This window comes from Pseudoalteromonas sp. S408, assembly GCF_005886645.1.
GTDB lineage: Bacteria > Pseudomonadota > Gammaproteobacteria > Enterobacterales > Alteromonadaceae > Pseudoalteromonas.
In genome coordinates this window covers 26,449-41,634 of sequence record NZ_PNDY01000009.1, presented here as the reverse complement: position 1 = coordinate 41,634, position 15,186 = coordinate 26,449, and the positions used below count along the sequence as shown (strand labels likewise).

The 15,186-nt window shown below is 38.4% G+C and carries 11 protein-coding genes; 5 read left to right on the top strand and 6 right to left on the bottom strand.

The genetic code is table 11. The features are described 5' to 3' along the window. The first annotated feature begins 103 nt into the window (after positions 1-103). The 4 genes from CWB62_RS08845 to gltS all read left to right on the top strand — a co-directional run bounded on the left by CWB62_RS08845 (position 104) and on the right by gltS (position 3,331). Positions 104-643, top strand: coding sequence for a hypothetical protein (locus tag CWB62_RS08845; protein WP_138529854.1), 540 nt, complete (start codon positions 104-106; stop codon positions 641-643). A gap of 78 nt (positions 644-721) precedes the next feature. Continuing rightward, a complete protein-coding gene (locus tag CWB62_RS08840) occupies positions 722-1,093 on the top strand; it encodes a hypothetical protein (RefSeq protein ID WP_138529856.1) in 372 nt (123 codons plus the stop codon). A 607-nt stretch (positions 1,094-1,700) separates the two neighbouring features. Beyond that, positions 1,701-2,135 carry a potassium channel family protein gene (locus tag CWB62_RS08835; protein ID WP_058403184.1) on the top strand — a complete coding sequence of 145 codons (435 nt, stop codon included), beginning with the start codon at positions 1,701-1,703 and terminating at the stop codon, positions 2,133-2,135. Next, a complete protein-coding gene (gltS, locus tag CWB62_RS08830) occupies positions 2,132-3,331 on the top strand; it encodes a sodium/glutamate symporter (protein WP_138529858.1) in 1,200 nt (399 codons plus the stop codon). The genes CWB62_RS08835 and gltS overlap by 4 nt, the downstream gene beginning before the upstream one ends. 17 nt (positions 3,332-3,348) lie before the next feature. On the opposite strand, the gene CWB62_RS08825 is transcribed toward gltS, so the two are convergent. From CWB62_RS08825 to CWB62_RS08800, 6 genes are all read right to left on the bottom strand, one after another. Continuing rightward, entirely contained in the window at positions 3,349-3,999 is a 651-nt protein-coding gene (locus tag CWB62_RS08825) for a DUF3313 family protein (RefSeq protein ID WP_058403186.1), read from the bottom strand. Positions 4,000-4,043: 44 nt separating this feature from the next. Then, a complete protein-coding gene (locus CWB62_RS08820; protein WP_138529860.1) occupies positions 4,044-7,121 on the bottom strand; it encodes an efflux RND transporter permease subunit in 3,078 nt (1,025 codons plus the stop codon). 7 nt (positions 7,122-7,128) lie between these two features. After that, complete coding sequence (locus tag CWB62_RS08815) at positions 7,129-8,208, bottom strand: efflux RND transporter periplasmic adaptor subunit (protein WP_138529862.1); 1,080 nt, start codon at positions 8,206-8,208, stop codon at positions 7,129-7,131. A 29-nt stretch (positions 8,209-8,237) separates the two neighbouring features. Then, positions 8,238-9,209: a phospholipase A gene (locus CWB62_RS08810; RefSeq protein ID WP_081824571.1), complete on the bottom strand. Its 972-nt coding sequence runs from the start codon at positions 9,207-9,209 to the stop codon at positions 8,238-8,240. Between the two features lie 289 nt (positions 9,210-9,498). Further along, positions 9,499-11,097 carry a tetratricopeptide repeat-containing sulfotransferase family protein gene (locus CWB62_RS08805; protein WP_138529864.1) on the bottom strand — a complete coding sequence of 533 codons (1,599 nt, stop codon included), beginning with the start codon at positions 11,095-11,097 and terminating at the stop codon, positions 9,499-9,501. Positions 11,098-11,189: 92 nt separating this feature from the next. Next, positions 11,190-13,604, bottom strand: a complete 2,415-nt coding sequence (locus CWB62_RS08800; protein ID WP_138529866.1) for a TonB-dependent receptor — start codon at positions 13,602-13,604, stop codon at positions 11,190-11,192. Between the two features lie 466 nt (positions 13,605-14,070). Between CWB62_RS08800 and CWB62_RS08795 the strand changes: the two genes are divergently transcribed. Next, entirely contained in the window at positions 14,071-15,165 is a 1,095-nt protein-coding gene (locus CWB62_RS08795) for an NADH:flavin oxidoreductase/NADH oxidase (protein WP_138529868.1), read from the top strand. Positions 15,166-15,186: the final 21 nt, after the last annotated feature.

Below are 15,186 nucleotides of genomic sequence, written 5' to 3'. Positions count from 1 at the left end.
AGGTAATTTGTTAAAACTATATAATGTAGAAAAATGAACGTAGCGTCGGCAGAAATATGCGCGATGAGCGCACTATTAAAATGTTAGTTTTCAAAGGGAGTTTATGCACGCTGAATTTATGAGAGACAAATCAAAACTGATGCCGAAGATAGAGTCGCCTGTTTTAATAAATTCTATGCGGATATGGCATTGCAACTATTCATCACTTGAACAACTAAATGCTTGCAGCAATCTAGACTCGCTAGTCATCGCTTCGTTACCCGAAGAGAATTTTAACTTTATAAGCCAATGCAAGAATTTGAGATATTTGTCCGTTTGTCACTTGCCAAAAATGCATGATCTTTCATCCTTAGCAAACTTAAGACAATTAGAAGTTTTGTCTCTCGAAACTTTACCTAGCTGGGATGGATCTGGGAAAGTGCAATTAGTGGATTCTTTAAGACCAATTGCGCTTCTTCCAAAACTGAAATATGTCGAGCTTTTTGGGGTCAGAACTGATTCAAAATCTCCAAGTGAATTAATTGAAAGTAATTCAATTATTAGCGTAAGGTTCTCTAAGTATCTAAAGAAAGAGGTCACAAAGTTCTACAAAGAGAGCGGATGTAACGACGATTTTGCGCCGGAGGTTGAATTTGAAAACTAACAAAAACATCAACCGGAAATTGGCAAGAACGGCCAACGCTGGTTATGTAAAGTGTTATACACCTAAGGAAAGTTAGGCATGAAGCTAATTGTTATTTCACTAATCATATTGTTTTTACTTGGTTGCGCTGCTGCAGGAGTTCCTTATACAAATGACCCTATGACTAAGTTAAACTATGCTTACAAATTAATGGGTACTCAAGGTAGAGGATTGGCATCTGAAAAACTTGGATTAGAGGCTCTTTCCGATTTTGAAAAATCAAAAAATATTTATGGTGTAGCAGAAGCTCATACTTTCCTTGGTTTATTTTATAAAAATAAAAGTTACCGCGAACACAAAGATTTTTATATAAAACACAATGAATATGACCCTACAGCTTCAAAATCAATTAACCACTTTAAGTTAGCAGCTGAAGCATTTGAGAAAAAAGTGAATGGGGTCAAAAAGTGAATGGGGTCAAATCTTGACTTCAGACATTAAAAAAAAGTGAATGGGGTCAAATCTTGACTTCAGACATTAAAAACCTTCGATGTCTGCTTATGGCACTTTGCAGATTAAACCTAATCTATCGAGTTAAATGAAAAAAGTGAATGGGGTCAAATCTTGACTTCAGACATTAAAAACCTCGATGTCTGCTTATGGCGCTTTGCAGATTAAACCTAATCTATCGAGTTAAATGAAAATTTAACGAAATATGAGTCAGGTGAGTTAAAGTAAGTACAGGCATAACTGTCTGTAGTTTTCTTAAATCGATGATTTACGCCAAACATTTTTTATTATTGCTTTCCCGATGATTACTTAGCGGTTTTGTGATATTTGCGTGTACTGCATTCCTTTTGGTTTTAAGTGTTTATTTCTGTTTTTATTTAGCTAAATATTGTCTTGCTTAGGTTTTGGCTGAGTTTTAGTACGTTGTTAATAGCAGTAATTAGCAGTAATAAACGGTTAAATAACGGTATTGAAAATACTTTATTATAGTTATTACAGGTGCCTACCTTGTTGTTAATTTTATGTATAATGTTATTTAAAATATTAAGATTTATACAGTGGGATTAAAATGCTCATACAGCTAATTATAGGAACGTTTGTTATCTGTGGCACGGTGCTTATACAAGCAATGTTTATTGGTGTTTTATCTAAAGTGTTGGCCAATATTAGCGACTGGTTATTAAAGGACTCTAAAACCTTAAAAATGATTTTTGTGGTAACGGCGATGGTAATTTGGCTCGTTGGAGGCTTAACGGCAAGTGCGTGGTTATGGGCTGCTATATTTTTAATTTTTGAGGTGTTTAGTGAGTTAGAGCCAGCACTTTACTTTTCGGTTGTTACCTTTACAACGCTTGGTTACGGCGATGTTGTATTGGGAACTCAATGGCGACTGCTTGGCAGTTTAACAGCTGTAAATGGGTTAATAATAGTGGGCCTAAATACCGCATTTCTCATTGAAGCTATTTCCCAGATCAGAAAAGCACAATCAAAGGACTTAAAGTGAATATTGTTAATGTAGATAGTTTTTTAACTTACACTATTGCTATTTTAATCTTTTTTGTGGGTATATATTTAACAAAAAAAATTCCCTTTTTAAGGCATTTTAATATACCTGAGCCGGTGACTGGTGGTTTGATCGCTGCGATAGCCATTACTTTTGCGTATTTTTTCTTAGAAAGTGAAATAAACTTTGATTTATCAACCCGCGATAGGTTGTTAGTTTACTTCTTTACAGCCATAGGCTTAAATGCTCGGGTGTCTGACTTAGTTAAAGGGGGTAAACCCTTATTTATATTACTTACCCTCACCTTAACATTTATTGTATTACAAAATGTAGTAGGTGTTGCTGGTGCTTATAGCCTTAATATATCAAAAGAAATAGGTATATTAGCAGGGTCGTCGTCTCTTATTGGAGGACATGGAACAGCTATAGCTTGGTCGCCCGTAATTGCAGAAAGAGGGATTGAAAGTGCGCTTGAGATTGGTATAGCATCAGCCACATTAGGTTTAGTTATTGCTAGTTTAATTGGCGGACCTATTGCTAAATATCTGATAAATAAATATAAATTATCCAGTGAGTCATCGCCTTTATCGGTAGGAATTGAATACACTAAATCTGATTCTGAAAATTTTTCTCACTTAAATTTTATGGCCGTTATTTTAGTTATTCATATCTGCATTATTGCAGGTTATATAATTAATGAATATTTGGTCAGCTTTGGTGTTAAGTTACCTTTATTTGTTTCTTGCTTAATAGTTGGGATGTTTTTATCGAATACGGTTCCTTATTTGATCCCAAAGTTAAATTGGCCTGCAAGAACAAAGTCATTAGCTATTGTATCTGATTTTTCTCTTAGCCTGTTTTTAACTATGTCGTTAATGAGTATGCAATTATGGGTAATTGCAGATTTAGCGAGTGATTTACTGCTTATTTTAGTATTTCAAACGTTAACTGCGGTGATATTTATTTTGTTTATTGTTTTTCCTTTAATGGGAAAAAATTATGAATCAGCAGTTTTAAGTGCAGGTTTTGGTGGGTTTGTACTGGGAGCGACACCAACGGCAATCGCAAACATGACGGCAGTGACAAAATCTCATGGGCCTGCACCAGTTGCGTTTATAATATTACCATTGGTTGCGGCATTTTTTGTAGATATTAGTAATTCGTTTATAATTAAATTTGCGCTGACTTTGTTTTAAGTCAGCGCATTATCGTGTTACTTAGCGTTATGGGCTGAATTAACTGCTTTAGTAAAGCCAATAGCCCAGCGGTCAAACGCTGCCTCTATGTCACTAAATGTACTCCATGGTTTATCTTTAAATAGGTAACTTCCTTGGCTACCTTCGTACACGACGGCGTTAACTTTTCTGCTTATAGAGTCTCTAAAAACTCCCTCAATAGATACTTCACCGACACTGAGTGTTACGCCTGGTACTACTAACAGTGTCGCATTCATTAGCGATGACGGAGCTTTTAAGTTAGATAAAGTAAACGAAATTCTTAAAACGTTTTTGTCTGGTTGTGTCACAACTTGATAGCCTGAATTATTCAGTTCAGTGGTCATCGCTGATAAAAAATAACTTTGCAAAGATTGGATATCCTCGGTAGATATATTTTTTATATCTGGATCTGAATAATCGATTTTGATTGGATCAAACATAAACTTTTTATAATCTGCGAGTGTGGGCGCATCAGGCCTGATGTAAACTAACGCAGGTTTCATTGACTCATCTTGAATTAAGCCCGCTAAGTCAGCATTTATATCTTCTTTTACTACATTCTTACTTATTCCTGTACAAGCACTTATAAACAGAGTGGTAGATATAATAGATCCAGAAATTAACTTTTTAATTTGTGATTGTTTCACTGAGAAAAACCTTAATTAATTTGGGGCTCAAAGAGCCCTGAGATTTATAGTTGCGAACTATTTGCTGTTTCGTTTGATGAAACTTGCAAAAATGTTGCATAAAGCACCGGTACAACAAGTAATGTGAGTAGTGTGGCAAAACTGAGACCAAATACTATAACCACAGCCATTGACTGAAAAAATGCATCAAAAAATAGCGGGATAACACCTAGCGCAGTAGTGAAAGATCCTAATAATACTGGTCTTACACGGCTAGACGCCGAGTCAACAATTGCATCAAAACGAGGTTTGCCTTCTTCTATTTCAGTGTCCATTCTGTCGACTAAAATTATACCGTTTTGGATTAACAATCCTGAAAGCGAAAGCAACCCTAAAATACCCATAAACTCTAGTGGTACACCGGTCACAACTAAACCAAACACAACACCAATTAAAGCCAATGGTACAACAGACCATATGACTAACGGCTGCTTAATTTTGCCAAATGATACAATTACAACAAGCACCATAGCTAAAAAGCCAAGGGGTATTGTTGACATTAAATCACCATTTGATTCGCTCGAATCGCCAAACTCACCACCCCACGTTAAGTTATATCCAGAGGGCAATGCAATATTTTCGATTTGTGGTTTTATTCTGGCAAGTAATTCACTCGAAAGTTCGCCAGCTATAGGATCAGACTGTGCCTTGATCATAAATATACGGTCTTCCGCTTTTATTTTACTGTCGCGCCATTTGGTCTCAAATCCATCAGTTACTTGTAAAATAGGAACAGATTTACCCGTTACCGAGCTTATAACCTGTATACTTTTTAAGTTGTCTAGCGTAGCTGAACGAGTTGTTGGTGTTTGAGATATTATAGGTATTAAATCGTTACCTTCTCTGAAAGTACCAATTTTTTCGCCGTTGTAAAAGTGAGCGATTGCTTGGGATAAATCTTTACGAGATACGCCCGAAAGCCTTGCTTTATCTTCTGAATAAATAGGCTCAATAACGGCTATTTTTTGTCGCCAGTCGTCTTTAACAGATACAGACTTACGATCAGAGGACATTATTTTTTTAGCTTGTTCAGCCAAGGAGCGAAGGACAACAGGGTCGGGGCCGCTGAACTCGGCTTCAATAGCTGAGCCGCCACCAGGCCCTAAAATAAAACGCCAAGCTTTTGATTCTGCTTCTGGGAAATTCTCCTCAACGTATTGTTGAATAACAGGAGTCATGGCATCAATTTTTTTATAGTCGTCGACTTTTACAAGAAGTTGGCCGTATGCTGTGTTAGCTGACTGTGGTGAATAGGTCAGCATGTAACGAATTGCACCGCCGCCAATCAGAGTTTGCACACTGTTAACGTTATCTAAAGATTGAACGAATGATTCTAGTTTGATCATTTCGCGCTCAGTTTTTTTGATGTTTGTTCCTTCAGGTAGCCAAAAGTCAACCACCATTTGAGGTGACGTAGAGCGAGGGAAAAAACCTTGCGTCATAAATTGCGCACCCCAAATTGAGATAGCAAACAAAACCATTACGCTTGAAATAACTAATGCACGCGACCTTAAACACCAGCGCATAAGCGCTTTATATTTTAAGAAAAAAGCACTTTCTTTTTCTGTTTTTGAATCGTCTGAATTTTTTGCGTCACTTTGCGGGAAAAGCCAGTAACAGGTCAATGGGGTAATGGTTAATGCTAATACCCAGCTGAAAAGTAATGAGATCATAACAACCCAGAAAAGTGAGCCGGTATACTCAGCTGTTTGTCCTGGTGCAAAGCCAATTGGAGCAAAAGCAATTACGCCGACTAGTGTTCCGGCTAAAAGAGGCCATTTTGTCTGCATGACAATTTCTTTTGCTATATCTAGCTTACGTCGTCCCTGTTTAACACCTACTAAAATAGCTTCTGTTATTACTACTGCGTTATCAACCATCATTCCGAGTGATATTATAAGAGCACCCAATGATATGCGGTGAAGTGGAATGCCCATAAGTTGCATAGTCGTCAGCGTTGCGCCAACAGTAACAAGCAAAATAAATGAGATAACAGCCGCTGAGCGTACCCCCATAGTGAACAATAAAGAGCACACTACAATTACCAATGCCGATATTACATTGACTAAAAAATTAGTAACTGATGCTTCAACTACTTTACCTTGGTTATAGTATTCGCTTACTTCAATACCGAATGGGCGACGGCTATCAGATTCTTTTATTTTTTCATCAACAGCTTTGCCTATTTCAACAACATTACCACCAGAGGTATTAGATACCCCCATGGCTATGGCTTTTTGACCATTAAAACGGATTAGCTTTTGCGCTGGTTGTTCGTAACCTCTGTATACATTAGCAATGTCTTTTAGATAAATTACACGGCCTTCTGTTGAGTCGGTAACAAGTAAATTTTTTATTGAATCAATGGAATTTAAGCTACCTGATGGACTAAAGCTTAAACGTAAATCGCCAACGTCAACACTACCTGAAAAAGTAATACTATTTTGTTGTTTGAGTATGTCATAAATTTTGTTAATTGAAACACCCAGACTTGCAGCGTTCTCTTGCGAAATCTCTACAAAAATAGCTTCTTGTTGGCTGCCTGCTAATTGAACTTTAGCGACGCCATTAACTTGTAAAATATCTTTTTGTAATTGCTTTGCGTAATTTTGTAATTCAGCGTAGCTATAATCATTACCTGTAATCAAATAAGAGAGGCCATATAAATCGCCAAAATCGTCATTAACAATAGGTGTTAATGCATCTGGAGGCAAAGTGCTTTTTGCATCACTAATTTTATTTCGTAACTTGGTCCATATGACTTGTAAGTCTTCCTTAGACTTTGAAAATTCATACTTTATTTCAACATTAATCTCCGAGACACCTGCGGATGAAGTAGAGCTAATAGACTTAACTTCTTGGAGTTGTTGTAAGGCGGTTTCAAGAGGATCAGTTACTTCTCTTGCTACTTCATTAGGGCTTGCTCCAGGATATTGAGTGTAAATAAGCGCATTTCTTATGGTGAACTCTGGGTCTTCAAATCTTGGCATTGTGGTGTAAGCATTGATACCGCCAACGAATACTAAAATTATTGCAATTACACACAGTAATTGATTTTTAATGGAAAATTCAGCTAAGTTCATATGTCACCTATTGCTTTTCAGACCATGCATGAACTTGTATACCTTCATATAAGCTCGCTATACCTGCTGTTACTATTACATCGCCCGAAACTAAGCCTTCTTTAATAATCGCATTTTTTGTTGCTGACTTTTCAAGTGTCACAAATTGTTTAGACACGGTGCCAGTATCGGGTGTGACTTTCCAAACGTAGGTTTTTTCGTTATCGATGCCAATAGCACTGAGAGGAACTTGGACTAGACCTTTATCGTTGAGTGTACTTGTTGGGTCTTTAAACCAAACAGTTGCGTTCATTCCTGGCAGTATGTTTAAATTTTCAGGTGATTTAAATGCAAATTTTACTTGGTAGGTTTGTGAAGTCGCATCAGCGTTTAGGTTAGCCTCTTGAAAAACTGCGGGTAATTTATTTGAAGGGTCAAATACAAAAGTAACAAACGCGGCGGTATTACTTGCACTTTGCGGTTTTGCTGTTGCAATAACACTTGCCGGTAGATTAATAGTTGCTTCCATTAACCCATCGGCAATGATATTAACGGCGGTACTACCGGCTTGAACAACTTGTTTTTCTTTAAGGTTAAGCTCAGCAATTAAACATGAAAATGGGGCTTTTAGGGTTGTATCTTCAAGCGCTTTTTTTGCGGTTTTAAGTTTTGTCTCTGCAACTTCTTTATCAGAACGACGTTTGTCTAATTCATTTTTAGCAATCGCATTTGTGCCCATTAATTTTAACATACGCTGATATTCTTTATCTGCGATGTTAAATTGCGATAGCGCTGCATTATAACTTTCTTTAATGTCTCTTGAGTCTAAAATTGCAATTACATCACCTGCGTTTACACGTTGTGATTCAGTAACAAGCACTTCTTTAACAATGCCTGATACTTCAAAGCTTAAGTCTGAGGATTTTTGGGGTTTAACGGTTGCTGGATAGCGAAGAAACTGTTCTAGGTTGCTTTCTTTTATTGTAAGTAGTTTAGCGGGCTTACTTGCAGCAAGTGTTGATTCGTTTTGGTTGTTGTTGTCACTACAGCCATTTAAAAAATAAACGCTTAATATGAATACAGTGAGCTTTAAATAATTGAAGATCATAAATAATTCCTAACTTTTAATTTTTAACTTTAAAGCCAATCTGTAAGCTTTACACCAATGCTTAAACGAGATGAGTGTTGGTTATAATAAATAAGCCCATCGCCATAGCCATTAAAGTATTCTACATAGCCTCTTAAGCGGTAAGTGAGAGGGAAAGACCAACCAAGTTGAAAGGTACTTCGGTTGTTACTTTTTAGATTATTGCGAAACATCAAATCTAAGTTATGGTCATTGTTAACTTGCCACAACACACCTAATTCACCATATCCGTAATAGTTTTCTATATTTGGGTTATCGTCGCCATCACTTAAAAAAGATGATTCTTTGTCATCTTCAGGGAGTCGCCACCAAGCTTTAAGATTCCAAACTAGGTCATCATCAACAATAGTGACAGCTCCAATTACTCTATTCCAACTGCGAGATAAAGTACCTGCTTGGCCATTAGACTGGTGATTAAACGATAAGGAGGTGTTGCTAATATCAACACCTAAAAATTGCCACGGACGACTATAGTTGAATATTAATTCTGGTTCGTAGTTAGTTTCTCTGAATGGCGCTGAAATATCGCTATTATATGATTGCCACCAGCTAACCGCTGTAAACGCTGCATAAATGTCTAAGTCGTCAAAATACGCATTTTCCATAGCTAAATATTTTAATGAAACCTGAAACTTGGTTTCGACATCATCAAGTGATTCGCCTTCTAAACGTTCTTGATAAGGCACTGAGCTTACATTGGAATAGCTAACAGGCAAAACGTAGTTGGGTTTGTGAGGTAAAATAGAAAACGGATTAGGAGATGCTTGGTTTTCTAATACCCTCCTTTTTTCGATAGAGTTTGTAAGTATATCGGAGCACTGTTTTTTTAGTTCGCCAATAGTTACATTATCATCGGCATTTATACTTTTTTCAGCTATACAGGCTGATAAATCAGCGGTTTGCGACAAGGTTGAAAAAGGTATTAATACACAAAGGGCAAATGGCAGCTTATATTTAGACATTATGTTTACCAAGGCTTTCTTGTAATTATACATGTTGTTTACTCTTTTGTAACACAGCTTTATTGCAAATTATTGAAATTATATACTAAAAGTGCATGATTCAATTTTTAATAAATACAATTGAATTAGTTTTTAGGTAGGAGTCGCTAAATAATACATTAACAGTTATGAAAAGCTGTGACCTAAATCAACTAAAACCATTTTTTGGATAGATTTAATTTGCGTGCCGTGTTCACTTTTTAATTTTATCAGAGAAGTAAACCTGATACTGAGTATATTGAAGTAAAAATTATGGCGAAGGTTCCTTTAAAAAAGGGATCCCTTGCTCTAAAAGGTATTTTTGAGCCTCATCAGTATGGGGCTTAAATGCCTTCCAACGGCCAATTGCTTTGTTGTTAAGTGGTTGGCGTACCTGCATTTTACTGGCAGTAGACACCGGTGCGGTGTTTAGGTGAAAGTCTATACACTGCTCTTGCCACTCTAAATCACAAAAGCTGACTAACTCTTTTATTTGCTGTTCGGGCTGTGCGACTAGTTCTTCGTATTTTACAATTTTAATATTGCTGTGCACGGTGCTGAAGTGCTGCATAAGTGAGTAAAAGCGGCTATAAAATTTAGCGGTGTCGAGTAAATCGAGTGAATACGCGTAGTAAGGGTTGTTAATAGTAAATAGCTGGCGGTAGTTACCAATACAGGTGTCCATTGGATCGCGCAGCATACAAATAATTTTAGCGTTTGGCAGTGCTTTAGTGATTAAGTCGATATAAAAAAAGTTAAATGGAAGTTTATCTATAAAATGTGTATGGCTGCCAGTAGTTACGCGTGTGGCGTTTAAATACGTTGAGCCAAGCTCATTAAAATCAAGCTCATACGCTTTAGTTAATGTTTGTATGTCGATCACGTTAGGTGTGGGTGTGTTGCTTAATCTTTTTACGCTTAGGCCGAAGTCTTGTAATTCACCGGCTGACTGCACGTCACTGTGGCTCGATAATATTCTTTCAACTAACGTGGTACCAGAGCGGGGCATACCTAATACAAAAATAGGCTCAGCGGTGGGGTTGCCGTTTACTTGTTGGTTTTTGTGTTCAGCACTGAGTTGTTTTATGTGTTCGAACAATGCGTTTGACGATGCGTTATCAAACGGGGTAAGCGCATGCTTTGCTGCTTTCCCTTGTTTTAACGCGGTAAAGGCGTCAGAAAATGCCCCAATGTCTTGGTATTCTTTTGCCAGTGCATGACCTATGTGTAATTTAGCATCAGGGTGTGAAACCTGCTCAAATACCTGTTTTAACCTTGTAATATTGTTTTTTTGCTTTGTTACTTTAGTTAAATCACTGAGTGCAAAGTGGCTTTGATGATGAAGCGGATTAATAGCAATGGCATGTTCAAACGCGGTGTGTGCTTTTTCAAATAAGCCCAAAAACTTGGCGCTAACGGCAAAGTTATAATAAAACTGGGGCTGTGGTTGCTGTTTGGCACTGGCTAAAGTCAGTGCGCAGTCAAAATAATTGAGTGCATGTTCGTGAAGGCCTGCTTGCGTAAGTGCAACGCCTAAGGTGTCGGCGTCGAGTGCTTTTTTTATTTTTGCTATCGGTACCGATAGCGCTACAGTTTTTGCTTTTTTTAACTCACCCGTAAGTGCATAACATTTTGCCAGTTGTGCGGTATATTCAATACTTGAGCCCAGCGTTAAGGCTTTTTCGATTAGCTTTATGGCTTTATAAATTTGCCCAACTTGCAAGTTAACCATTGCCAGTAAAAAATAGCCGTCGGCAAAGTCAGGTTTTTGCGAAACCAGTTCTACTAAGTTTTTGTGGGCAAGCTGTACTTTGCCTTCGTTTAAAAATTTAATGGCGCTTTGATGGAGTTGTTTTAAATTTGGCTGCATTTTTTAATTTGTATTGTTTGGTTACGCGTTAATAAAGAAAAAAGGCTCAAATAAATTTGAGCCTTTTGATTGTACTTAAACTTAGCGGTTAATTATATTTCAAACTTATAATTAAATTTAATACCTACCGTTAATGGGCGGTTGATAAAGTAACCATAGTTACGTTGTATGTCAGTTCTATTTGCTGAGGTAATATCAGCGTCTGAACGGCGAACAGACGTAACGGCGTATTTATTAAATACGTTGTCTACGTAAACGGTCGCAGACCACTCATCGGCCGTTAGTTTAGCCGATATGTTGCTTAAGCTATAACCCGGTAAAGTTTCACCATTATCGCGTAAGCCAACACGAGAAATCACATCGCTTTGAGCGGTAATACCGTAGTTAATATCAAGCGTTTTGTCGTTAAACACGTCGGTTTGATAGTTTACACCCATTGAAAACTGGTGCTCAGACGAGCCAGGTAAACGGTCGCCATCTTCTGCGCCATCTGTGCCATCTGAATTAAATAAGAACGGTGCGTCTGATGTTAACTCTGCTTTTGTGTATGCATATGTAGAATACACAGAGAATGAGTCAGATAAAATTGCACGCGATGATATCTCTATACCTTTTGCATTGGCTGAACCGGCATTAGATAAGTACGGTAGTTGGCCTACCTCGGTTGCACCGGCAACTTGTGCGTCGTCCCAATCTATATTAAATAATGCGGCGTTAAAGTGTAAACGGCTTCTTAACCATGTGCTTTTAAAACCAAGCTCGTAGTTAGTTGTTGTATCTGCATCGTAAAGCATTTCACTTGGGTTACCACAACCCGCTTGGTTAGCTGGTAGTGGATCAGGACAAGGTGCTAAGCCATTTGAACCACCAATTCTGAAGCCTTCACTTATTGTTGCATAACCCATTACAGAGTTAGTGAATTGATACTTGGCATTAAATTTAAATAGGCTGCCGTTGTCGCTTGCTTCATTTTGTTCAAAGTTAAGTGTTACGTCGTCTGGGCCTGCGCCGCCAAATAAGGTATTAAATAATGGAAAGTCGACCGCTGACTCAGACTCAACATCGTACTTGTAAAAACGAGCGCCTACAGTAATATCGAGTTTGTCGGTAACTTGGTAACCAATTTCACCAAATAAAGCTGACTCTGTTATTTCAACGCGATCAACTGAGTAGTATTCAAGTTGGTCTGGACGAGATTGATCTGCGCCAAAATTTTCTACTGCAAAGTCACCAAAGCCTGGTGTGTACTCTTGACTAGACGCATCGCTTTCAATTTTGTTGTAAAAGCCACCTACAATCCAGTTAATGTCACTGTCGTTTTGTGATACTAAACGTATTTCTTGTGTGAACGTGTCTTGCTCTTCAAGCTCACGTGTGAACGATGAAAACGCAGGAAATTCTTCGTAGCCGTAATCAAGACGAATAAGTAAATCGGTTTGGTCACGTTGGCCGTCGGCATCAAAGTTTGAAATACCAGTTGCCGATACTAATTCAGCAAAACCTAGGTCTGCTTTTAGCTCTAAACTTAGTAATTGGTTTTCTTTTTCACGCGATTCTTCGTAGCGGTACGCTGATTCGTATTTACCAATGATGTTGCTAAGGCCGTTATCAGCACTTAATGTGTTGTAATGAACAATTGAACGACCTTCGCTGTCTTGGTTTTGGTAAAAGTAGTTAAGTGTGCCTTCAAGTGTTTCGCTTGGTTTAAAGCGAACAGAAATACGCCCTGTTGTGGTGGTTTCACCGTTAGCGTCTTCTACATTTTTAAGGTTGTTGTTAATTGCTGCGCTGTCGGTCCAATCTGGATCGGGTAACGATACGCCTGGCTCACGTACTACGTAGCCGTAGTCAATAAACCCTGGGTCTTCGTAAACGTTTAAGCTCGCACGAACGGCAAGTTTATCTTCAATTAATGGTAGGTTGAAGATGAATCCACCTTCGCCGCCAATAGAGTCGCTTTCTTGTGTTTGCGATACATTGCCAAATACTTCAAGTGATGTGAAATCAAGTTCAGGCTCTTTAAGCATGTAACGAATGGCACCTCCTAATGTGCCCGCACCATAAAGTGTACCTTGTGGCCCAATAAGGACCTCTACGCGCTCAACGTCGACTAGGCGCATATCAATAGCAACTGGGATTTCATTAATATAAGTAGCTACTGTGCCACCGTCTGACGATGGGCCAGATGAGTTTGTGTTTAAACCACGTACAATAATAGGTGATCCAGAGCGACCACCTTGATCGGTAATTGTTAAACCAGGTACCCAACGTGCTACGTCGGCAAGCTCGCTGATGTTTTGATCTTTCATTATGTCGGCATCAAGCGCTGTAATGTTAAGCGGTGCGTTTTGCACTGAGCCGCTACGTCGTGTTGCAGTTACTTCAATAACTTCAAGTGATTTGTCTTTTGCGGTTTCTTGCTCTTGAGCAAGTGCTGTATTTGGAAGTAAAAAAGCGCTAGTAAGCGCGCCCGACATAGCCAAGGTCAACAGGCTTGGTTTAAACATAAAAATGATCCCCAGTTCAAAGATTTAACATAAGTAAAGTACATGGAATATATTATCAGTCACAATTAGATCTGGGAATGAATAAATTGAATTAAAATTCAGTTTTTTAGAATAAAAAAGGGTTAAAGTTGTGTTTTTTAGTTAATGAGTGATGATTTAAGCTCTTTCCTCATAATGCATACCTACTACAGGTACGTTTTTTGAACTGTTTTACTTGTATTGAGTGTGTGAATAGCTATTCATGCTTGTTAGATTTGCGTGTTTTTAATGATGTTAATTTTTTTGTTTTTTTTGGTTTTTTAAGTTGTGAATCTTAATTTTTGTGTGTTTTGGTTATTTAAAAATTATTGTTACTCCCCATAATCTACTTTTAAACAAAGGTTTTTATTGAGTTTAATGGGCGAATAGGGGGGCTTGTTCGTACATTCAATTTGATTTTTTACTGTGCATCCATCAAGGACTTGTTATGAGCCAACTTTTTTCACCGTTAACTATTGGTGAACTTACCCTCCCTAATCGCATTATTATTGCGCCTATGTGTCAATATTCAGCAATTAATGGAGAAGCCACAGATTGGCATACTATTCATTTAGGGCAAATGAGTTTAAGTGGTGCAGGGCTACTAATTTTAGAGGCGACCGCTGTTAGCCCCGAGGGGCGAATAAGTTATGGCGATTTAGGGCTTTGGAACACAGATACTCAGTGTGCACTTGGCAAAAGTTTAAACGCGGTTAGGCAATACAGCGATATGCCCATAGGAATACAGCTGGCTCATGCCGGACGCAAAGCGTCAACCGGTAAACCGTGGGACGACGTAGGTGCTATTTCACCTAGCGATAAAAATGGGTGGCAAACTATTGCGCCATCTGCATTGGCTTACGATGAGCATTCGTTTGAACCTGTTGCAATGAGTAAAGCGGATATAGCCCAATTAATTGCTGATTTTGCAAGTGCAGCCAAACGCGCCGACGAGCTAGGCCTAGATCTAATTGAATTACATGGTGCACATGGGTATTTGCTACACCAGTTTTTGTCGCCAATTACAAATAAGCGTGACGATGAATATGGCGGTAGCCTCGCCAATAGAATGCGAATTGTAATGGAGGTATTTAACGCCGTGCGCACTGAGTTTAACCCTAGTAAACCAGTCGGTATTCGCATCTCAGCGACTGATTGGGTTGAGGGTGGTTGGGATCTACAGCAAAGTATTACACTTGCTCAAGCGTTAGATGACGCAGGGTGCGATTTTATTCATGTAAGCACCGCAGGTTTAAGCCCTTTACAGCAAATTCCTGTTGAGCCTGGCTTTCAAATTCCTTTTGGTACGGCAATAAAAAAAGCGGTTAGTATGCCGGTTATTGCGGTGGGTTTAATTACCGAAGCGCAACAGGCAGAAAATATTTTAAAAGAGCAACAAGCCGATGCAGTCGCATTAGCGAGAGGTATTTTATACAACCCACACTGGCCATGGCATGCTGCCGCTGAACTTGGTGCCACAGTAAGTGCGCCTAAACAATATTTACGCTCAAGCCCATATGGAAAGCCGTCGCCCATAAAGTGACTTAATAGCCAACCTCAGTTG